20 protein-coding genes are annotated in these 21540 nt (G+C 64.8%); 11 read left to right on the forward strand and 9 right to left on the reverse strand.

Going from position 1 to position 21540, the window contains the following annotated elements:
- On the reverse strand, positions 1–364 hold a 364-nt coding region (locus VIM95_RS14750), incomplete at its 3' end, for a hypothetical protein (protein WP_331987037.1).
- Between the two features lie 72 nt (positions 365–436).
- Here VIM95_RS14750 and VIM95_RS14755 point away from each other — a divergent pair.
- Positions 437–1417, forward strand: a complete 981-nt coding sequence (locus VIM95_RS14755) for a serine/threonine protein kinase (protein ID WP_331987038.1) — start codon at positions 437–439, stop codon at positions 1415–1417.
- Positions 1418–1485: 68 nt separating this feature from the next.
- Positions 1486–1992, forward strand: coding sequence for a DUF1993 domain-containing protein (locus VIM95_RS14760; protein WP_331987039.1), 507 nt, complete (start codon positions 1486–1488; stop codon positions 1990–1992).
- Positions 1993–2067: 75 nt separating this feature from the next.
- Here the strand turns inward: VIM95_RS14760 and VIM95_RS14765 are convergent, their stop codons facing one another.
- The 5 genes from VIM95_RS14765 to VIM95_RS14785 all read right to left on the reverse strand — a co-directional run bounded on the left by VIM95_RS14765 (position 2068) and on the right by VIM95_RS14785 (position 7584).
- Positions 2068–3612, reverse strand: a complete 1545-nt coding sequence (locus VIM95_RS14765; protein ID WP_331987040.1) for a thioredoxin family protein — start codon at positions 3610–3612, stop codon at positions 2068–2070.
- Positions 3613–3690: 78 nt separating this feature from the next.
- Positions 3691–4131, reverse strand: a complete 441-nt coding sequence (locus tag VIM95_RS14770; RefSeq protein ID WP_331987041.1) for a response regulator — start codon at positions 4129–4131, stop codon at positions 3691–3693.
- A complete protein-coding gene (locus VIM95_RS14775; protein WP_331987042.1) occupies positions 4128–5360 on the reverse strand; it encodes a sensor histidine kinase in 1233 nt (410 codons plus the stop codon). Before VIM95_RS14775 ends, VIM95_RS14770 begins: the two co-directional genes overlap by 4 nt.
- Before the next feature lie 86 nt (positions 5361–5446).
- Entirely contained in the window at positions 5447–6538 is a 1092-nt protein-coding gene (locus VIM95_RS14780; protein WP_331987043.1) for a threonine aldolase family protein, read from the reverse strand.
- Positions 6539–6555: 17 nt separating this feature from the next.
- Entirely contained in the window at positions 6556–7584 is a 1029-nt protein-coding gene (locus VIM95_RS14785; RefSeq protein ID WP_331987044.1) for an oxidoreductase, read from the reverse strand.
- 151 nt (positions 7585–7735) lie between these two features.
- On the opposite strand from VIM95_RS14785, the gene VIM95_RS14790 reads away from it, so the two are divergent.
- The 9 genes from VIM95_RS14790 to VIM95_RS14830 all read left to right on the forward strand — a co-directional run bounded on the left by VIM95_RS14790 (position 7736) and on the right by VIM95_RS14830 (position 16739).
- On the forward strand, positions 7736–8119 hold the full coding sequence (locus VIM95_RS14790; RefSeq protein ID WP_331987047.1) for a response regulator: 384 nt from the start codon (positions 7736–7738) through the stop codon (positions 8117–8119).
- A gap of 17 nt (positions 8120–8136) precedes the next feature.
- The gene (locus VIM95_RS14795) at positions 8137–8463 is read left to right on the forward strand and encodes an STAS domain-containing protein (protein ID WP_331987051.1); all 327 of its coding nucleotides are present in this window, start codon (positions 8137–8139) and stop codon (positions 8461–8463) included.
- The gene (locus VIM95_RS14800; protein ID WP_331987055.1) at positions 8460–10673 is read left to right on the forward strand and encodes a chemotaxis protein CheA; all 2214 of its coding nucleotides are present in this window, start codon (positions 8460–8462) and stop codon (positions 10671–10673) included. The genes VIM95_RS14795 and VIM95_RS14800 overlap by 4 nt, the downstream gene beginning before the upstream one ends.
- On the forward strand, positions 10670–12349 hold the full coding sequence (locus tag VIM95_RS14805) for a methyl-accepting chemotaxis protein (protein ID WP_331987059.1): 1680 nt from the start codon (positions 10670–10672) through the stop codon (positions 12347–12349). The genes VIM95_RS14800 and VIM95_RS14805 overlap by 4 nt, the downstream gene beginning before the upstream one ends.
- Before the next feature lie 10 nt (positions 12350–12359).
- Positions 12360–12899, forward strand: coding sequence for a chemotaxis protein CheW (locus VIM95_RS14810; RefSeq protein WP_331987062.1), 540 nt, complete (start codon positions 12360–12362; stop codon positions 12897–12899).
- Positions 12900–12903: 4 nt separating this feature from the next.
- Complete coding sequence (locus tag VIM95_RS14815; protein WP_331987065.1) at positions 12904–13749, forward strand: protein-glutamate O-methyltransferase CheR; 846 nt, start codon at positions 12904–12906, stop codon at positions 13747–13749.
- Positions 13746–14246 carry a chemotaxis protein CheD gene (locus tag VIM95_RS14820; RefSeq protein WP_331987067.1) on the forward strand — a complete coding sequence of 167 codons (501 nt, stop codon included), beginning with the start codon at positions 13746–13748 and terminating at the stop codon, positions 14244–14246. The genes VIM95_RS14815 and VIM95_RS14820 overlap by 4 nt, the downstream gene beginning before the upstream one ends.
- A 36-nt stretch (positions 14247–14282) precedes the next feature.
- Positions 14283–15434 carry a chemotaxis response regulator protein-glutamate methylesterase gene (locus VIM95_RS14825; protein ID WP_331987070.1) on the forward strand — a complete coding sequence of 384 codons (1152 nt, stop codon included), beginning with the start codon at positions 14283–14285 and terminating at the stop codon, positions 15432–15434.
- 81 nt (positions 15435–15515) lie between these two features.
- Entirely contained in the window at positions 15516–16739 is a 1224-nt protein-coding gene (locus VIM95_RS14830) for an EAL domain-containing response regulator (protein ID WP_331987074.1), read from the forward strand.
- Between the two features lie 68 nt (positions 16740–16807).
- On the opposite strand, the gene VIM95_RS14835 is transcribed toward VIM95_RS14830, so the two are convergent.
- The 3 genes from VIM95_RS14835 to VIM95_RS14845 form a co-directional block, all read right to left on the reverse strand.
- Positions 16808–18628 (reverse strand): GGDEF domain-containing protein, encoded by a 1821-nt coding sequence (locus VIM95_RS14835; protein ID WP_331987078.1) that lies wholly within the window; start codon positions 18626–18628, stop codon positions 16808–16810.
- Positions 18629–18816: 188 nt separating this feature from the next.
- Positions 18817–19278: a DUF1456 family protein gene (locus VIM95_RS14840; protein ID WP_331987081.1), complete on the reverse strand. Its 462-nt coding sequence runs from the start codon at positions 19276–19278 to the stop codon at positions 18817–18819.
- Between the two features lie 32 nt (positions 19279–19310).
- Entirely contained in the window at positions 19311–21233 is a 1923-nt protein-coding gene (locus VIM95_RS14845; protein ID WP_331987084.1) for a TonB-dependent receptor, read from the reverse strand.
- Positions 21234–21540 lie beyond the last annotated feature (307 nt).

Consider the following 21540-nt stretch of genomic DNA (forward strand, 5'->3'; position numbering starts at 1 on the left):
GGCGGGCCGCCAGTACGTCGTCGGCACGTTGGCTGACGGTGACCTGGCGCTGGCCGTTCTTCTCGGTGCAGACCTCCGTCTGGCCGCGCGGCCCGAAGCTGTCGGGCATCAGCACGGCATAACCCTGCCGCTGCAGAAAAGCTGCCATGGCGGTATGCCGTGGCGCCACTTCGCCCCGTTTGCCGTACAGGCCGCCGCAGCCGTGCAGCACGATCACGACCGGGGCGGGGTGATCCTGCGCTTGCCAGAGCGCGGTCAGTTCGATGCCGCCGGGGCCGGGGTAGTGCACCTTTTCGGCTTCGGCGGCGGTCGCTACCAGGCTGATCAGGGCGCTCAGGAGGAGGGATGGGTAGTGTTTGGGCATGGGGCCAGCTTAACGATCAGATGCGTCGGAAGTATGTCAATGCGATCGACCGGTACACGTACAATACCGGTCATGAATGCCCACCCCTTCGATACCCTGACCCCGGACTGCCTGCTTGATGCCATGGACAGCCTCGGCCTCAGGGCCAGCAGCAGCCTGCTGGCCCTCAATAGCTATGAGAACCGTGTCTACCAGGTGGGCATGGATGAAGGCCCACCCTTGATCGCGAAGTTCTACCGGCCGGCGCGCTGGAGCGAGGCGCAGATCCTGGAGGAACACGGTTTTCTGGCAGAGCTGGCGGCTGCCGAGGTACCGGTGGTGGCGGCGCTGGAAGTGGACGGCCGTACCCTGCACCAGCATGCCGGTTTTCACTTCGCTGTGTTCCCGCGCCGCGGCGGGCGTAGCCCCGAGCTGGATGACCCAGAGGTGCTGGCCTGGCTGGGGCGCTTTATGGGGCGCATCCACGCCGTGGGCGGCCAGCGGACCTATGCGGCGCGGCCGGCGGTAGACATTGCCAGCTTTGGTGACGAACCCTTGGCCTGGTTGCTGCAAAGCGACTTTATCCCGCGGGACCAGCGCGAGGACTTTGGGCAACTGGCCAAGGCTGCCTTGGTCGAGGTACGCCGCTGCTTCGAGGCGGCCGGCGAGGTCGCGCAGCTGCGCCTGCATGGCGATTGCCACGCCAGCAACATACTCTGGACCGATGCCGGGCCGCACTTTGTAGACTTTGACGACAGCCGCAGCGGGCCGGCCATCCAGGACCTGTGGATGCTCTTGAGTGGCGAGCGCCAGGACAGGGTGCGGCAACTGGCCGACCTGTTGGCGGGCTATGAGGACTTCTGCGAGTTCAACAGCCGCGAGCTTTACCTGATCGAGGCCCTGCGTACCTTGCGGCTGCTGCACTACAAGGCCTGGCTTGCACGGCGCTGGGATGACCCGGCCTTCCCCAGTGCCTTTCCCTGGTTTGGCACGGGCCACTATTGGCAGCAAAGCATGCTGGAATTGCGTGAGCAGATTGCGCAGATGAACGAGCCGCCCTTGTGGCCGGTCTAGATCGTCCCCATAGAGTGCAGGTTGAAAATCAAGATTTTCGAACGCACTCATCACCCAGGAGCTTCCCCATGTCCCTCTCTATGTACCAGGCTTCCATCCCCGGCTTTGTCCGTACCCTGAAGAACCTCGACGCCATTCTCGACAAGGCGGTCGCCTGTGCCGAGGCACGCAAGTACGACCCGACCGTGCTGGTCGGCTGCCGTCTGGCGCCGGACATGCTGCCGCTGGCCCGGCAGATCCAGATCGCCACCGATGGTGTAAAGGGCTGTGCGGCCCGCCTGGCAGGCATCGAGGTGCCGAGCTATGCCGACGACGAGGCCACGATCGCTGAGCTCAAGGCGCGTATCGCCAAGACCATCGCCTTCCTGGAGAGCGTGCCGGCCGACAAGATCGAGGGCAGCGAGGAGCGGGTGGTGACCATCAAGCTGCGCGGCAAGGATACCGAGTTCAAGGCGGTACCCTATCTGTTCCATTTCGTGATCCCCAACTTCTATTTCCATGTCACCACCGCCTACGACATCCTGCGCCACAACGGCGTGGAGATCGGCAAGCGCGACTATCTCGGCGAATATTGAGCCCTGCGGCGTTAGCCGTTACGGCAAGTAAAAAGGGCCTGCATATGCAGGCCCTTTTGTCTGGCCGAGACGGGCTTAGGCCTTTACCGATTTGGCGATCTGCTCGCAGACCGGCTTTTGCGGGTCCTTGGCTGGCAGCTTGCCGCACAACGATTGCAGCTGGGCCTGGGTCTTGCGTACGCTGGCCTGGTGCTGGCCGTCCTTGTTCCAGCTATTGAGCCGGGTGGCGAGCTTTTCCAGCGAGCGGCGGTTGCGCTCGTAGAACACGTTCTGCATCTCGCTGAGCTCACCGAGGATGCGCTGGGTGGCACGGTCAAGACGGGCGTCGTCCTGCGGTGCCAGCTCGATGATGCCGTTGACGTAGGTCACGCCCCACTGCAAGCGGGTGGCGGGGCCTTCGGAACGGTCATAGGCCTGCTCGTACCAGTTCAGGGCGGTGGCTTTGTCGCCACGCTGCTTGGCGTTGGCTGCCAGGGCCAGCATGAAGTAGTAGGGCGAGTGCGAGCGCTTGAGTTCGGCCTGCAGGAGCTTGTCGGAATCCTCCAGCAGGCCGGCGTCGGCCAGGGTATGGGCAGCGGTATTGATGACCGACTGACGCTCGTAGCCATTGGTGGTGGCGGTATCGGCCTGGGCCACCCGCTTCTTCACCTCGCCCAGCAGGGGCTCGGCCACGGTACCCTTGGGGGTGTCGATGCGGGCCAGGCCCACCTGGGCGGCGACCGCGCCGAGACGGTCGTTGGCCGACAGGCTGGCGTCGCTGGCCAGGCCCTGCAGTGCCTTGTTCCAGCTGGCCAGCAAGGGTGCATGGCTCGCCTGACCGGCCGGAGCGACCAGTTGGGCGATATCCGGCGCGTAGTTAACCAGTACGTCGAAGTTGGCACGCGACTGGGCTGCGTCGGCCAATACCGAGTTGAGGGTTTTCAGTGCTGCGGCGGCATCGACCTTGGGTGGGTGTTCGGCAGTGGCGCTTATTGCCAGAGCCTTGAGCTGCAGGCGGGCTGCGGTGGCCGCTTCGCTGGCCGGGACGCGCTGGGCCAGCTTGAGCAGAGTGGCCGGCAGCTTGTCTTCCGGCACCAGCTGCGCCTGGTCGGTATCCCAGGAATAGTCGGCCAGGAGTTTCCAGTCCTCACCGGCAAGCTTGTCGCCCTTGAGCGCGGCGGCCAGGGTCTGCTTGACCGGGCGTGCATTGCTCAGGCCCAGCTCCAGAGTCTGCAGGTAGCGCTCGCTGTCGACTTCGCCGGGCAGGCGGGTGATTTCGGTCCCGTCCGGCTTGAACAGGATCATGGTGGGGTAGCCACGCACCTTGAACTGCGCGCCCAGCTTTTGTGCACCGGGGCTGTCGCCATCGAGATAGACCGGGACGAACTGGCGGGTACGGTCGATGAAGGCCTGCTGGTTGAAGAGGGTGGCCTTGACCTGGTTGCAGGGTGGGCACCAGACGGCACCCCAGTACAGGAACAAGGGCTTCTTCTCGGCCTTGGCACGGGCAAAGGCGGCGGCGACGTCGCCCTTTTCCCAGGCGATGCCCGGGGGCGGGTTATGGTCGGCACCGGCGGGCGGCGTGGCGGCCTGGCCGGCGGTAACCAGCAGGGCTGCGAGCAGGGCGTGGCTGAATTTCACGGATCGGCCTTATGCTTGTTGGCGGTAAGGCATGCTAGCGCATTTGCTGATTGGGAATAAAGCACAAGGCGGGAAGTGCTAGCTGCTTTCGTTGTCCGGCAGACAGTTGAGTACGCCCCAGAAGAGCCCCAAGGCTTGGACTGCCTCCAACAGGGCCTGCTGGCCAACCGGTTTGACGATGTAGGCGTTTACACCCTGGTTGTAGGAGTGCAAGAGGTCGCCATGTTCGCGCGAGGAGGTGAGCATGACCACCGGTAGGTGGCGGAGTTTCGGATCGGTCTTGATCGCCTGCAGGGTGGCAAGGCCATCGAGGCGCGGCATCTTGATGTCCAGCAGTACCACGGCCGGCAGTATCGCTTCGCCGCGCAGGCAGGCGGCCAGGTGTTCCATGGCCTCCAGCCCGTCGCCCACCCGCTTGAGTGGGTTGGCCAAGCGCGAGCGCTCAAAGGCGCGTAGCGTCAGCTCGGCGTCGAGGTCGTCGTCCTCGGCGAGCAGGATGGGACGCAGCGGGCGGCTCATGGGCGCTCGTCCGGCAGGTCCAGCCAGAAATAGGCGCCCTGGCCGGCGCGACTCTCAAAGCCGACCTCGCCGCCATGGCGGCTGACGATGTTGCGCACATTGGCGAGGCCCACGCCGTGCCCCTCGAACTGCTTGGCGTTGTGCAGGCGCTGGAACATGCCAAAGAGCTTGTCGGCGTGCTGCATATCAAAGCCGGCACCGTTGTCGCGTACGCTCAGGCGGGTATGGCCGGGCAGCGGGGTGAGGTCGATTTCGACCCGGATCACGTCGCGCTCGCGGGCGTATTTGAAGGCATTGCCGACCAGGTTGGAGAGCGCCATGCGCAATAGCGTCGGGTCGGCATAGAGCGTGCCGGCGTCGGGTTGGCGGACCTCGCAAGGATGGCCCTGCAGCCCGCTGCGGGCTTCGGCTACGACTTCATCTATCAGCGCTGCGGCATCGAGCTGCTGTTTGCGCGGCTCGGCCCGGGCGAGGCGGGAGTATTCCAGCACCGCTTCTATCATGCTGGCCATCTTGCGACTGGAATTGATGACCACCTCACCGTAGCGTTGGGCCTCACTGGAAGTCTTGAGTTCGGGCAACTCCACCAGGAGCTCGCAAAAGCTGCTCATATGGCGCAGCGGAGCACGTAGGTCGTGGGCGATGGAGTGGGAGAAGTTGTCGAGCGCCTGGTTGGCTTCGCGCAGCTCACGGGTGCGGGCGGCCACCTCGGTTTCCAGCCGCTGGTTGAGGGTGCGCAGGGAGTCTTCCAACCGCATGCGGTCGATCTCGGCGCCAGCCCGTGCGGCAAGGACCTGTACGATGGTGCGCCGCTCGCCGCTATCGACGAAGGGGGCGCCATCGAGCAGGACCACGAGACCGATGGCCTTGCCGGTACTATCGAAGATAGGTGCACCGAGGTAGCTCTCCACGCCCATCTCGCGTAGCAGCAGGTCTTTGGGAAAGCTATCGGCCACGCCACGGGGATAGACGCACATGCACTTGCCGTAGACGCTCTCGCAGGGCGTGTCGGCTAGCTCATAGGTCATATTGGGCACCATGGTGCCGCCAGAGCAGGTAGAGATGGTGGTGACCGAGCGCTGGTCCTCGCTGACCAGGCCGACAAAGGCGTACTGGATGCCGAACAGGGCACACAGGGCACGGGTCATGAAATCGAAATAGGCTTGCCCGGTACTGGTTTCCTGGGCGACGGCGAGCAGGGCCCGCTGCAGCAGGGCGGCTTCGGACATGATGGCTCCTCCAGGCTGGGTATGGGCGGTCACGGGCCTGGCGCCGTGCCACCTACCGCCCACTATAGTCCAGCCTGGCGGGGCTTTCAGCCCACAAGGAGTTGAGTGAACCACGACCGGACTTGTTCGTCCGGCAGCGCCAGCAAGGTATCGCCCACGGTCAGTTCGGTACTGCTCCAGCCAGGTACCTCGGCAGCTTTGACGTGACCCACCACCCAGCAGCCCTGGCTGGCTGCAATGCGATCACGCGCCTCCAGCACAGCCTCGGCCGGCGCGTCGAAATAGAGGTGGAACATATTGCAGTGCGGCACTGTCGGGTTGACCCGCAGGCCGGCGACCTGGCCCAGCTGTTCGGCCAGCGAGAGGGTGCGCTGGTAGCAGGCATCGAGCTGGCCCAGGCGCGTATCCAGCCGCATGGCGGCGGAGGCGATAAAGGGGCTCTGATGTACCAGGGTACCGCCCATACGGCGCTGCCAGAGCCGGGCTTCCGCAATGAAATCCGCCTCCCCGGCCAGCACGGCGCCGGCGATGCCACCTATACCCTTGTACATCGACACGTAGACCGAATCAAAACCGGCGACGATCTCGGCATGGCTGCGATCGTAGTAGGCGCGGCTCTCCCATAGACGCGCGCCGTCGAGATGCAGCGGCAGCTGTCGCTCGCGGGCGGCCGCCTTGAGGACGGTGAGGGCATCCCAGCTCGGCAGCTGGCCGCCGGCCTCGCGTATCGGCAGCTCCACGATCAAGCAGGCCAGGGCCTGCTTCACCGCCGCAAGATCGGTGGCGAGCAAGGGGCTCAGGCGATTGCCTACCGGCACGCCCTGCAGCTGGAACAGGGCTTGGTAGGCCTCTTCCTCGTGCAGCTGCAGATGGCTGGTGGGGTGCATGCCAAAGCGTGGCAGGCCGGTGCGCTCGCTCCAGATGCGAACGGCGATCAGCTGTGCCATCACCCCGCTGGGCATGAAGACGGCGGCCGGCTTGCCCAGCAGTTCGGCAATGCGCCGCTCAAAACCGATGATCAGATCACCTTGGCCGTACTGGTCATGCTCGACCCCACGGGCTTCGCACCATTGGGCGAGCGCCTGGAACTCCTCGGCGGGGGTAGGCATGCGAAAGCCAGGCAGGACGGTATGGCATTGCCGGCGTAGGGCCAGGCGCTGGGTGGGGCTGAGGGGCATAGTGAAGCTCGTCGTGTTCAAGACAGGGCCACGCGCTGGCCGGATTGGCTGCTGGCCAGGCCAGCTTCCAGGCATTGCATGACCAGGAGGGCGGATTCCGGCGTGACCGGGTTGGGGCCGTGGCCGAGGATGGCGTCGCGTACGCCGGCGTAGTAGCGGGTATAAGCGCCGTCCGGCAGGGGCAGGACGGTCTGCTCGCCGGCCTTGTACCAGTGCGCCTGGCGCGGGTCGCGCGCCCAACCGGCTTGGCCGGGCCGCAGGCCGGCCTTGAGTTGATCCTCCTGTGCGTCCAGACCGTGGATGGCCAGGCTGCCATGGGTGCCGTGCAGCAGGAAGCGCGGTGCACCACCGGCAACCAGGCAGCTGGCGGCCAGACTGACCCGCAAACCGGGGTAGTGCAGTACCGCCAGCACGTCGTCTGCGGCCTGGCCCTGGTCGCGGCGGATGGCGATGTCGGCACTGATGGCATCGGGTTTGCCAAAGAGGCACAGCGCCTGGTCGAGCAGGTGCGGACCAAGGTCGAACCAGATGCCGGCGCCGGGCACGTCGGCCTCGCGCCAGCGTTGCCGTACTTCCGGACGGAAGCGGTCAAAACGCGACTCGAACTGGGTGACCCGGCCCAAGGCACCGGCCTCCAGCAATTGCTGCAGCAGCAGGAAGTCGGCATCCCAGCGCCGGTTGTGGAACACCGACAGCAGGCGATTGTGGCGGCGGGCGGCAGCGAGCAGTGACTCGGCTTCGGCCACGGTCAGGGTAAAGGGCTTGTCCACCACGACATGCTTGCCTGCTTCGAGTGCGGCCAGGGCCAATGGGTAGTGGCTGTCGTTGGGGGTCGCCAGCACCACCAGGTCGATGTCCGGCTGGGCTAGCAGGGCGGCTGGATTGGGGGCAGTCGGTAGGCCAGGGAAGTCGGCCTGCACCAGTTCCGGTTGGCTGCTGGCAATGCGGGCCAGGGTGCAGCCCGGCGTGGCGTGGATCAGCGGGGCATGGAAGGTACGGCCGGCAAAACCATAGCCAACCAGGCCGACCTGCAAGGATGGGGACATGATGCGGCTCCTCTTTGGATGGCTGTATTGTGACCTGAGCGCGCGATGGTTGTCGCGTCCCGTTCCCGCCCGCGCCCGGCGTGCGATAAGGCTTGTCAGCACATGGCCGGCCTACACTACAATGCAGGGACACTTCTCTACCCGACTAGCCATGGCAGCCAGCGACAGCAAGAAGACCATATTGATCGTCGACGATTCCGCCAGTCTGCGGCAGGTTGTCCATATCGCGCTGATGCAGGCGGGCTATGAGGTGGTCGAGGCGGCCGACGGCCGGGAAGGGTTGGCGCGGCTTGATGGCCGGCGCATCCACCTGATCATCTCGGATGTGAACATGCCCAATATGGATGGCATTGCCTTTGTCCGGGCGGTCAAGCAGCTGCATGACTACCGCTTCACCCCCATCATCATGCTGACCACCGAGGCGCAGGAGGATAAGAAGATCGAGGGTCAGATGGCCGGCGCCAAGGCCTGGGTGGTCAAACCCTTCCAGCCCGAGCAGATGCTGAAGGCCGTAGCCAAGCTGATCCTGCCCTGAGCCCAAGCGGAGCCCCCATGGCGATCTCGGCGATCTACCACCACGAACGCTGCATCCTGCGGATAGATGGGCCCCTGACGATCTACGAGGCCGGGGTATCCAAGCGCCGCTTGGTCGATGAGCTCAATCTGGCGCCGGAGATCGACGTCGATCTCTCGGGCGTGGCTGAATTTGATACCGCCGGGGTGCAATTGCTCCTGATGCTCAAGCGCGAGGCGCAGCGGCAGCAAAAACCCTTGCGCTTTCATGGTCACAGCAAGGCCGTGCTACAGGTGATCGATCTCTACAATATGGCCGGGGTGTTTGGTGACCCCTTGCTGCTCTCGGGCGAGGAGGCGCCATGAATCTTGAGGCCGCCAAGCAGGTTTTCTTCGAGGAGTGCCGTGAATTGTTGGCGGCCATGGAGGCAGCGCTGCTGGCGGTCGAGGCCTCGCCCGACGGAGAGCGCGGTGAGCATCTCAATGCCATGTTTCGCGCGGCTCACACCATCAAGGGTTCGGCCGGCTTGTTCGGGCTCGATGAGATCGTGGCCTTCACCCATCTGTGCGAGAGCGTGCTGGACCGGTTGCGCGAAGGTGAGCTGGCCATCACGCCACCCCTGATCGAACTCCTGTTGGCGGCGCGCGACCATATCGCGGCCCAGATCGACGCAGTGCAATTCGGCGGCGCAGCCATCCCGGTGGAGGGCCTGGAGCTGTCATTGCAGGGGTATCTCAGCGTACAGCCAGCGGCGGCCGTACCGGCGGCCACCGTGCCGCCACCCAAGATCGAGATCGAAAGCGACGGCGACAACATGGTGTCGTCCGAGCACTGGCACATCTCGTTGCGCTTTGGCGTGGACGTACTGCGCAACGGCATGGACCCGTTGTCCTTTATCCGCTACCTCGCCTCCATAGGCCGCATCGTCTACCTGACTACGCTTTACGACGGCTTGCCGGAGCCCGAGCTGATAGACCCGGAGAGTTGTTACCTCGGCTTTGAGATTGAGTTCGATGCGGCGCCCCATATCGACAAGCTGGCGATCGAGAATGTCTTCGAGTTTGTCCGAGAGGACAGCACGGTCCGCATCCTGCCGCCACATGCCCATATTGCCGAGTACATCCGGCTGATCAAGGAGATGCCGGAGGGCATGGCCAGGCTGGGCGAGATCCTGGTGCGGGGCGGTGCGCTGACGCCCTTGGAACTCGATGAGGTACTGGGCCTGCAGCGCATGGGTAGTGAGGTGGGCGATCATCGGCCACTGGGTGCACTGCTGGTGGAAGAGCGGCTGGCGCACCCGCAGGCGGTGGCCGCCGCGCTCGACAAGCAGCGCGAGCATGCCGCCCAGAAGACCCGTGAGCATCGTGTGGTGCGGGTTGATGCGGCGCGGCTCGACGGCTTGATCGACCTCGTGGGCGAACTGGTGATCGCCGGTGCGGCGGCGCAGCTCTCGGCCAGCCGCAGCGGCAACAATGCGCTGATCGAGACCATCGCCTCGCTATCGGAGCTGGTGGAGCGTATCCGCGACGAGGCCCTGTCGCTGCGCATGGTGCCGGTGGGCGAGATATTCAGCCGCTTTCCACGGGTGGTACGCGATGCCTCGCGCGAGCTGGGCAAGGACATCCAGTTGGAGCTGGAAGGCGAGGAGACCGAACTCGACAAGTCCATGGTCGACCGGCTGGGCGACCCGCTGATCCATCTGGTGCGCAATGCCATCGACCACGGCATCGAATCGCCCGACGCCCGCCGTATACGCGGCAAGGCGGACTACGGCACGGTCTGGCTCAACGCCTTTCATGAATCGGGCAGTGTGGTGATCGAGGTCGGTGACGATGGCGCCGGCATGGACCGTGCCCGTATCCGTGCGCGCGCGGTCGAGCGTGGCCTGATCGAGGCGGAGGCGGTGCTGAGCGACCAGCAGATCCTGCAACTAGTGTTCGAACCGGGCTTTTCGACCAGCGAGACGGTGACCAGCCTGTCCGGCCGCGGGGTGGGCATGGATGTGGTCAAACGCAATATCGAGGCCCTCAAGGGCGATATCGAGATTGAATCGAACGAGGGCGAGGGGACCGTGGTGCGCTTACGCATGCCGCTGACCCTGGCCATCATCGACGGCTTCCGCGTGGGCGTGGGGTCGGTCGGTTTTGTGATTCCGCTGGACATGGTGCTGGAGTGTCTGGACCTGCCGACCGACAACAGCGGCAGCCGGCAGCACTATCTCAATCTGCGCGGCGAGGTCTTGCCCTACCTGCCCCTGCGTGAGCTGTTCGAGGTGGATGCACCGTTGCCCAGCCGCCAGTCGGTGGTCGTGGTGCAGTATGGCAGCCAGCGTGCCGGCCTGGTGGTGGACAGCCTGGAAGGGGAGCTGCAGGCCGTGATTAAACCGCTGGGCCAGTTGTTCCGCGGGGTAAAGGGCCTGGCCGGCTCCACCATCCTCGGCAATGGTGCCGTGGCACTGATTCTGGACGTGCCCGATTTGATACACAGAGCCGCCCAGGACGAGCGGCGCAGGGTGGCGCTGCTGGGCCTGCAACAGGCCCGCCGACCCGCCTTGCAGGAGGGCAATGAGACATGATTTGGTTGAGCCGTTTATCCCTGTTCAAGAAGCTGCTGCTGGCCTTTGGCTTGATGGGCATCCTGCTGGCGGCCATCGGCCAGCTGGCGGTGCACGCCCTGGACGATGCCGATGGCAAGGTCAGGCAGGTCTATCGCGACCATATCCTGGCAGCACGAGAGCTTTCCTCCGCACATATTGCCGCACTGCAGCACCTGCGACAGCTCAAGACCATGCTCGCGGTTGCCGACCCTGCGCGGGCCGAAGCCCTGCAACCGGGGCTCCTCGCGGCACAGCGGCGATACCTGGAGCATATAGACCACTACCGCGCGACTACGGCAGACGAGAGCGAGAAGGCGGTGGCAGCCGAGATAGACCAGGCTTGGCCGGCCTACCAGGGCCAGGCTGACAAGCTCTTGCAGGCCCTGCGCGGCGGCGAGAGCCGAGAGTCCTTGGCGCAGTTCGACCTTGATGCCTCCCAGCGTTTCTCGCAGTTGGAGGCTGCGCTGGTCAAGGCGGGCACGCTCGATGGACAACGCATCGCCGACGGCGTGGCGGCCAATTCGCGCTATCTGCAGGGTGTGCGGCAGATGGCCTTGCTGCTGGTGCTATTGGGTTTTGCCGTAGCCATCATGCTGGGCCTCCTGGTGGCGAGCTATGTGACCAGGCTACTGGGTGGCGAACCCGAGCAGGCGGTAAAGCTGGCGCGCCAGGTGGCGGCCGGCAATCTGACTGCCGAGATCCGCGTGCGACCTGGTGACGAACGCAGCCTGATGGCCGCGCTGGCAAGCATGAACCGGCAGCTCGATACGGTGCTGGGGGAGTTGTGCGAAGCGGCCGATACCAATCTGCGCATCTCGGCGCAAGTGGAGGCCTCGGTGACTGCGCTATCGCAGACCGCGACCGAGCAGGCAGCCAATATTGAGGAGACTGCCGCCGCGCTGGAGCAGATCGGCTCTACGATTGCCCAGAGCGCCGACCATGCGGCGGAGACCGATGGTTTGGCAGCCCGAGCCGCCTCGGTCGCGACCGAGGGGGGGCAGGCGGTCGGCGCCTCGGTCAGCGCCATGCGGCAGATCGCCCGCAAGATCGGGGTGATCGACGATATCGCCTATCAGACCAATCTGCTGGCCCTCAATGCCGCCATTGAGGCGGCCCGTGCCGGTCAGCACGGCAAGGGCTTTGCCGTGGTGGCGCAAGAGGTGCGCAAGCTGGCCGAGCGCAGTCAGACCGCAGCCCGTGAGATAGGCGGCCTGGCGCTGGAATCGGACCAGTTGGCGGCCCGCGCCGGCAGCCTGCTCGATAGCGTGCTCCCCGAAATACGCCGTACCGCTGAGCTGGTGGGGGAGATCCACAGCGCCGGCAGGGAGCAGGCGGTGGGCATACGCCAGATCAACCAGGCGGTCGATCAGTTCGGCCAAGCCACGCAGTCCAATTCCGCTGCGGCGGAGGAACTCTCGGCCACGGCCGAGGAGCTGCACGCCCATGCGCGGCGGCTACGTGAGCTGCTGGACGGATTTACCTTGCATCATCGCAGCGAAGTCGCCTGCGAACCGGCCAAGCTTGTGGTGCGCCTGCAGCCTTCCGCCAATATGAACCGGCCGGTAGCTGTGTCCAGCAGCCCTTTGCCTGGCCCCTTGGCGCGGCCCGAGCAGTTGGCCAAACCGGTCGACGAAACCCAATTCGTCCGTTTCTGAGTAGCCCATCATGAGCCAGGCACTGACTTCCCATCGGCGTACCCAAGTCCCCGCCACCGAACCGGTAGAGCTGCCGCAGTATCTGACCTTCCGGTTGGGGGGCGAGACCTATGCGCTGGAGATCCTGCATATCAAGGAGATCATCGAGTACGGTGGGCTGACCGAGGTGCCGTTGATGCCGCGCTTCCTGCGTGGGGTGATCAATCTGCGCGGCGCGGTGGTGCCGGTGATCGACCTGGCGGTGCGCTTTGGCCGGCCGCCGACGGAGATAGGCCGGCGCAGCTGTATCGTGATCGTCGAGGTGCAGTACGACGATAGCTGGCACGACCTCGGGGTGATTGTGGATGCGGTCGACGAGGTACTGGAGCTACCGGCCGAGGATATCGAACCGGCCCCGGCCTTCGGCGCCCAGCTCAGGGCCGAGTTCATCCGCGGCATGGGCAAGCTCGGTGGCCGCTTTGTGATCGTGCTGGCGCTTGAGCATGTGCTGTCCATTGAGGAGATGGCCCAGCTCTCGGCCAGTGGCGACGCGTTGGGACTGGAGAATTGAGCGCGTGGTGACCCTCTCCGTGCCCTTGCCGGTACATGACTTCGGCCTCGTGCAGATGAGCGATGCCGAATTCGTGCTGTACCAGGCCTTGGTGGAACGGTTGACCGGGATACACCTGGCCCCGATCAAGAAGGCCATGCTTTCCGGCCGCCTGGCCAAGCGATTGCGCGAGCGTGGCATATCGGACTACGGTAGCTACTTCCGCTTGATCGAGGATGGCGGCGAGGAACTGGAACGACAGATCGCCATCGACCTGATCACTACCAACGAGACCTATTTCTTCCGCGAGCCGCGCCATTTCGAAGCGCTGCGCGAGCAGTTGCTGCCGCAGCTCTCGGGCCAACCGGTACGGATCTGGAGTGCTGCCTGCGCCAGCGGCGAAGAAACCTACAGCCTTGCCATGTTGCTGGCCGACGTGCTGGGTGAGAGCGCGCCATGGGAGCTGCTGGGCTCGGATATTTCCAGCCGGGTGCTGCTGTCGGCGCGGCGCGGCCTCTATCCCATGGAGCGGGCCAGCCATATTCCACCCGACTATCTCAAGCGTTACTGCCTGCGCGGCACTGGCGACTATATGGGCAGCCTGCTGGTGGACAAGCTCCTGCGGCAGCGGGTGCGCTTTCTATCAGTCAACCTGGTGGAGCCTCTGCCGGAGATCGGTCGTTTCGATGCCATCTTCCTGCGCAACGTCATCATCTATTTCGATGCCGAGACCAAGCGCCGCGTGGTGCGCATGGTGGCCGAACGGCTCAAGCCCGGTGGCTGGTTGGTGGTGGGGCATTCGGAATCGCTGATCGGGCTGCCTGAGGAGCTGGAGCCTATCCTGCCCACGGTCTACCGGAAGCGGCGATGAGCTTCCAGATTGACATCTTCCTGCAGCCCGGCGAGGTCTATTTCGGTGACCGCGATACCCGCATCCGTACTTTGCTCGGTTCCTGCGTGGCGATTACCTGGTGGCATCCGGCCCGGCAGATCGGCGGCATGTGCCACTATCTGCTGCCCGTGCGTCCTGGCGGCCAGCCGCGTGGCGACGGTCCCCTCGATGGTCGCTATGCCGAGGAGGCGTTCCAGCTGGCCATGCGCTATATTCATTCGGCCGGGACACTGCCGGCAGACTATGTGGTCAAGATGTTCGGCGGTGGCTATATGCTCGTCCCCGACAGCGGCAAGATGCCGGCGGTGGGCGAGAGAAATATCGATTTCGGCAAGCAATGGTTGGCGGGCAATGGTTTTCGGCTGAGCCGGGAGCACCTGGCCGGGCGGGGGCATCGCCATATCGTGTTCGACGTCGCCACCGGAGACGTCTGGGTGCGTTTCCAGCCGCAGGCCGACTCGCCTTGCAAGCCCTAGGCTACGGGCTGTGCGTCGCTTTAGCAGGGAGATGGTATGCCCATCAGCGTGTTGATCGTCGACGATTCCGCGGTAGTGCGCCAGGTGATCAGCGAGGAGTTGGGGCGTGAGCCGGATATCAAGGTGCTCGGCGCGGCCGCCGACCCTATCTTCGCCCAGGAGCGGATGAAGCTGCAGTGGCCGGACGTCATCGTGCTCGACATCGAGATGCCGCGCATGGACGGCATCACCTTCCTCAAGAAGCTGATGGCCGAGCGACCGACGCCGGTGGTGATCTGTTCCAGCCTGACCGAGAAGGGGGCCAGCGTCACCGTGGAGGCACTCTCGGCCGGTGCGCTGGGCATCATCACCAAACCCTCGATCGGAGTGCGCGACTTCCTGCAGGACAGCTCGGCTGATCTGGTATCGGCCATCCGCGCAGCCTATGCGGCCACGGGCCGGCTGCGGCTACTGCGGCCGGTGGCGCCACCACCACCCGCGCCCTCGCCGCAGGGGGGCGGCTTGGCTGGCAAAGGCGCGCCGCTCTCCTACGTCGCCGAAAAGATACAGTCTCCCAAGCTCAGTGCCGACGCCATCCTGGATGCACCTTGCGGTCCGTCGGTGGTGGGCATTACCGAGCGCATCGTGGCACTGGGCGTGTCTACCGGTGGCGTGCAGGCGCTGGAGGCGCTGTTGCCGCAATTGACCGAATGCTGCCCGGCGCTTGCCATCGTTCAGCACATGCCGGAAAAATTCACGGCGACCTTTGCCCAGCGTTTGAATACCCTGTGCAAGATAGAGGTCAAGGAAGCCGCCCATAATGACCGCCTGGTGCGCGGGCGAGCCTTGATCGCCCCCGGGGGCAAGCATCTGCTGGTCAAGCGCGCGCCCAGTCATTACTACGTGGAGGTGGTGGACGGTCCGCTGGTGAGCCGGCACCGTCCATCGGTGGATGTGCTGTTCCGCTCGGTGGCCAAGTGCGCGGGTCGCAATGCCCTGGGGGTGATCATGACCGGCATGGGGGACGATGGCGCCAAGGGATTGAAGGAAATGCGCGACAGCGGGGCGAACACGCTGGCGCAGGACGAGGCGAGCTGCATTGTGTTTGGCATGCCCAAGGAGGCGATACGCCTGGGCGCGGCAGAGCAGGTAGCGAGCCTGGACGCGATACCGGGCCTGATCGAGCGCAGTGGCAGCCGGATGGGCTAGCTATCCGGCGGGCGCTGCGATATAAAGGCTCAATATTATAGTTTGGTAATATTTACCCGCGGTACAAGGGTCAGGTTAAAGATGGCAGGCTACTCGGAACTGAGCGTGATGGTGGTGGAGGACAGCGCGGTGCAGCGTTTGCACGCGCTCGACCTGCTTGCCAACATCGGTGTCGGCAATACCCTGGAAGCGGAGAATGGCCGCCACGCGCTGGAAGTGCTGGCCGCTGCCAGCCGCAAGCCCGACATCCTGGTGACCGACCTGGAGATGCCGGATATGGACGGTGTGGAGCTGATACGCCACATTGCCGAGCAGCGACTGGTCAACGCCCTGATCGTGGTGTCGAGCCGCGAGACCACCATACTCTCCACCGTGGAGACCATGGCCCAGGAACATGGCCTGATTGTGTTGGGTATCGCCCAGAAGCCGCTCTCCTATGACAGCCTGGCCAATCTGATCGCTCGCTTCAAGCCGGGTGAGATTTCGGAAAAGCAGCGCGAGGCGATGTACAGCTTCTCCGCGCAGGAGATACGTCGCGCGATCGTCAACCGCGAGCTGGTGCTGCACTACCAGCCCAAGGTCACCACCCATTCCGGGGTGATGCGCGGCGTAGAGGCCCTGGTGCGCTGGCAGCACCCGGAGCTGGGCCTGATCGCGCCGGCCTACTTCATTCCAATGGCCGAAGAGGGCGGCGTGATCGACGAGCTGACCGACTGGGTGCTGGAGACGGCGCTCAAGCAGCTGCGCGATTGGCACGCCCGCGGCCTGACTATCAGCGTGGCGGTCAATCTGTCGGCCCGCTCGCTGTCTACGCCGGACCTCGCGGACCGGATTGCCGCGGCCACCAGCCGTATCGGCATCGAACCCAAATACCTCTTGCTGGAGATTACCGAGACGGCGGTGATGTCGGACCTGGCGCTATCGCTGGGTACGCTGGCGCGGTTGCGGCTCAAGGGTTTTGGCCTGGGCATCGACGACTTTGGTACCGGCTTCTCGTCCATGCAGCAGCTCTCCCGCATTCCGTTTACCGAGCTGAAGATAGATCGCTCCCTGGTACATGGCGCATCGGAAAAGCCGCACCTGCACGTGATGCTGCAAAGTACCATCGAGATGGGCAAGAAATTGCACCTGACCACGGTGGCCGAAGGGGTGGAGAACCCGGCTGACTGGCAGTTGATCCGGCTCCTGGGGTGCGATGTGGCGCAGGGCTTCTATGTTTCCAAGCCTGTCCCTGGCGACGCGCTGGCCGGTTGGCTCAAGCAGGGCACCCAGCATTTGCGGGCGCCACGGCCGAGCATCGGTTAGGCGGTCAAACAAAAGGTCAAACTAAAAAGGCCCGGCCTGTGCCGGGCTTTTTGTTGCCTGCAACCGGTTCAGTGGGCCAAGACCGCGCTGCTGCGCCTATCCTGCAGCAGCACATTGCCGCCCGCCTGCTTGGCGGCCTGCTTGACCTCGGCCAGGACAGCCGAAAGCTCATGGTGGTTGTGAAAGCGTGTGGCACTGGCCGGTACCGCCGCCAGTGCCAGCGAGAGGAGCGGGTGCAGGGTCTGTACACCCTTGCGGTCCAGGGTCAGATAGCCCCCCGCGGCCTGATGTTCTTCACTGAAACAGGCGCGAATGGCGTCGGCGAAGCGCTGCAGCAGCTGCTCGCAGCGGGCTTGCCAATCCTCGCTCTGGAACAGCAGTACGAAGTCGTCGCCGCCGATATGGCCGACGAAGTCACGCTCGCCGTGTACCGCTTCGGATAGCAATCGCCCCAGCAACTGGATCACTTCGTCGCCCTTGCGGTAGCCGTAGGCATCGTTGAAGGGCTTGAAGTCATTGAGATCGGCAAATACCGCCACGAAGTCGGCACCGCTTTCCAAGAGCAGGTCGATGTGCTCGTTGATGGGCACATTGCCTGGCAGCAGGGTCAAAGGGTTGGCATAGCGGGCGGCATTGAGCTGGATCTCGCTGATGGCGCGCATGAGGTCATGGCCGGTACCCGTGCCCACATACTGGCCGTCGTCGGTGAGAATGAAACCATCCACCAGATAGCGGCGGTCGGCCGCCACCACCAGTTGTGACAGCGAAGCGAGGCTGAGCGAGCGGTCCACGATCAAGGGATGGCGGTCCATCAACGCGGTACAGGGCTTCTTGCCGTACAGCTCGCGGTTGAAGGGGCGGGCAAAGCGCTCCAGGAAGTCGCTACGCCGCAGCACGCCCACCGGGCAACCGTTGCTGTCCACCACTGGGATGGCGTAGAGATTGGGATTGTCGGCGAACAACTGGTAGACATGTTCGTTGTCGAGTTGCGGCTGCACACAGGGGTTGGCGCGCAAGAGCTGGCCCGCGACCTGGTTGGAACGCAGCAGCAGGTTGCGGCTGCGGTGGGCTTGATCGGCAGCGCTGAGTATCTGCTGGGCGGCGATAGGCAGCTGCTGATGCGGGGTGGCCTCGGGCCGGCCCAGGAAGTAGCCCTGCACACAGTGGATGCCGAGCTTGCGCAGGAGCGCCAGTTCCTCGGCAGTTTCCACCCCCTCGGCGATGATGCGGGCGCAGACGCCATTGGCGATGCGCTGGATCGCGCTGACGAACTGCTGCTTCACCGGGTCGAGGTGCAGGCCCTGGATAAAGTGCTTGTCGATCTTGACGTAGTCCGGCCGCAGTTCGGACCAAAGACGCAGGCTGGAGAAGCCCTCTCCCAGGTCGTCGATGGCAATGGCGAAGCCCATGCTGCGATAGTGGTTGACCGCTTCGTGCAGCAGCTTGACGTCCAGGGTGGGGCGGGTCTCGGTCAGCTCGATCACCACTTGCTCGGGTGTGAGGCCCAACTCGGCCAGGAGGGCGCGTGTCTCGCCCGGGCGGAAGGCGGGCTGGACCAGGCTCTCGGGGCTGACGTTGAGGAAGAGCTTGGCTTCGCCAAGGTCGAGTTCGGCGAAGCGCCGTATGGTGACGCGGCGGGCCAGCCGTTCGGTCTGCAGCAACAGGCCATGCCGCTCGGCGCTCTCAAAGAGATTGAGTGGCGAGTGCAGAAAGCTGTTCGACGGGCCGCGGATCAGGCCCTCGAAGCCGATGATACGCTTGCTGGCCAACTCGACGATGGGTTGGAAGACCGGGCTCAGCCTATCGTGCGCCAGGATGGCGCGTAAGGCGGCCAGCTGATGCTCGGCCTCGGATTGGCTTGTTTGGGCTTCGAGCAGGGCATGCGTCATTTTCTTCATTCCGTTCATACCCCTGCGCTGACCAAGAGCGTGACCACGCCTGCATGCCAGGGCTATGCCTGGCCGTATTGCGACGGCGTAGGAGAGTATCAGCGGACGATGATATGAACGCGAAATGACAAAACCGTGACAAGTCCGCCCCTGGATGCAGATATACCAAGGGCATGCCTTTCAAGGCCTTAGCCGCGCTGGCGCAGGGTCAGGCCTTTGAGGAAGTTGCGCAGGAACTGGTCGCCACAGCGCCGGTAGTTTTTGTGATCGGGGCTGCGGAAAAGGGCGCTGAGTTCGGGGCGAGAGACGCGGAAGCCGGCCAACTCCAGGATGGCCAACATGTCTTCTTCCTTGAGCTCAAAAGCCACCCGCAGCTTCTTGAGCACGATGTTGTTGTAGAGCGGCAGGCTGACGGCAGGCAGCGGCTTGCTCTCGTCGCGGCCTCGGCGGTGGATGATCAGACCGTCGAGGAAGTGGGCCAGCACCGCCTCGGGGCAGTCGCGGTAGCCTTCTTCCTCGTCCTTGCGCAGGTAGTCGATGACGTCGTCGCGCGCAATGGTTTGGCCGGTGAGACCGATGATATCGGCGACCTTGGTGTCGCTGATGTTGAGCAGGTAGCGCAGGCTGCGCAGTACGTCGTTGGTAAGCATGGAGGTTCCTGTCTGCGTGGTCGTGCCGGTGGCTACCACTTCTGTATGTAGGCGATGCTGAACTGGCTGGCTGCAGTTTCCTTCAGCCGGGTGCGGCTCTGCAGTATGCCGTCCTGGTATTGGGGCTGGTCGCTGCGCAGCTGCTCGGGCAGGAGGTCGCGCAGGCTGATCTGCCAGCGGCCGTCGCGGCCGTCCGGGCGGCTGAAGCTGAAGCCGACGGTGTGTTGGCCCGACTCGTGCCAGGCGCCGTCCGGACCGCCCTTCTCCACCCGCGCGGCGTAATGCCAGCCGAACTTGCCGCGCCAGTCGCCGGTGATTGGGCCGGCGAGGTCCAGACCGAACAAGTCGGCCGGCTGGTCGAAGATGTGGCGGACCTGGCCGCTCTGCGGGTCACGCACGCGCGAGCCGATGTGGCTGGTGCTGAATTCCAGCGTGCCGCCCTGCCAGCCGGTGCTGGCAAGATTGAGCCGGCCGCCGAACTTGAGCGTCCAGCTGCGCGCGCGCGGGATATTGTAGGGGACTTCCACCCAGCGCCCTTGCGAGAGCAGGTTGCGCGGTTCGATCAGGTCGCGGATGGCACGCAGGCCCAGGGTGGCGCTCAAGAGGCCGCGGTTCTGCTGCAGGGTGCGCTCCATGCCCAGCTCTGCATTCCAGCTACGCTCGGGGCGCAGCTGCGGGTTGCCCAGGAGGTCGGGGTTGAGGCCGTCATTGTCGGGAGCGTTGTCGCGCACGGTACTGAGCTCGCTGACCTTGGGCAGCCGCACACTGCGGCTGGCGCTGAGCTTGAGCAGGCTGAGCGGGTCGAGCTGCTGGCGCCAACCGGCTGATGGCAGCAGATGGCGGTAGCGGCGTGAGACTCGCTCGGGATAGGTCGGCCGGGTATCCACCCAGCTGCTGCGCAGACCCAGGTTGGCGCGCTGGCCCTTGGCGGGAGTCCATTCGTCACGCACCCATAGCGCACTGCGGAATTCCAGCTGGTGGTAGCGGTCCTGGCTGGCGGGTTCCAGCAGCTCTTGCACCGTTTCTTCTTCGCGACTGCGGATCTCGCGCCACTCGCCACCCAGGCTCAACGCCTGGCCGGCCAGTTGGCGGCTGGCTTCGCCGCTGAGCTTGGTCTCGCGGTCCTGGCCGCTGTCCGATTCGCGCCGCAAGCGGCTCAGCCTGCCGTCGGTACCGCGTTCCTCGCGCGCTTCCTCGCTACGGTCGCCGCTGCCCTGCAACAGCAGGGCGTAGCGCTGCTTCCAGCCACCCAGGGGGCCTGCCCAGGCGAGATTGCCGCGCCACAGCAGGTTGCGATTGTGCTCGGCTTCGCGGGCGTACAGTACCTGCGTGCCAGGGGCGGCAAGCGAGACGGTGTCGTCGCGGATGCTGCGATCCACCCGTTCGCCGCTATGGGCCAGAAAGGGCGCAATGCTCCAGCTGCCGCCATCGCCGGTGGGGATCTCGAAGCTCGGCGCCAGCCGGAAGTCCAGGACGCTGCGTCGCTCCGCAGCTTGTTCCTGCTCCTCGCTACTGACCCGGCCGCCGGGGTCGAAGTAGCGGGTGCGCTTGCTCCAATGCTGCGGCGTTTCGCGCCAGGCCAGGTCGGTAAGCAGCTTGTCCTGCCAGTCCTTGCCGGCCGTGGTGCGGTTGAGTGCCAGCCGGGCCGTCGGCCGCCCGCCACTGCTACCGAGTTCGGCGCTGGTCTCCTGGCTCACCTCGCTCGGACTGCGTGCCAACCGCAGGTTGAGCACCGAGGCACCACTATCGGCTAGCGGCAGGAGCACGCTGTCGTACCAGATATTGGGCAAGGTACTGAACCACTTGAACGCCCGCTCCGGCAAAGGCTCCCCATCCAGCCAAAGCACCGGCAAGCCCCCCTGCGCCCGCGCCTCATTCACCTCCGGAGCCGTCTGCTGGACATGCGTCGTCCCGCCACCCGCCTGTTCCTGGGCGAAGGCCAGAGGTGCCAACATCACAGCTAGCCAGCGTGGGGAGTTCAGTGCCAACTCCATCCAGCCCCTGACGAGCGTCAGCGAGGCTCCCTCGCGGCGGCGAGGGCGGGGGGAGTGGGAGATAGGAAAGCGAAGCGCGCTTGCATAGCGAATGCCAATTAGCGCACGGCTTTGCCGGGCGAAGTACTGCCGTAAGAAACCTCGCCACAGTAATTCCATGATCCACAGCGAGGCTCCCTCGCGGCGGCGGGGGCGGGGGGAGTGGATTAAATAAAGGGAGCGCCGGGAATTTCGCATACTGGAATAACGCCTGGCTTTGCCAGGCGCT

Source organism: Chitinimonas sp., from assembly GCF_036568685.1.
Lineage (GTDB): Bacteria > Pseudomonadota > Gammaproteobacteria > Burkholderiales > Chitinimonadaceae > Chitinimonas.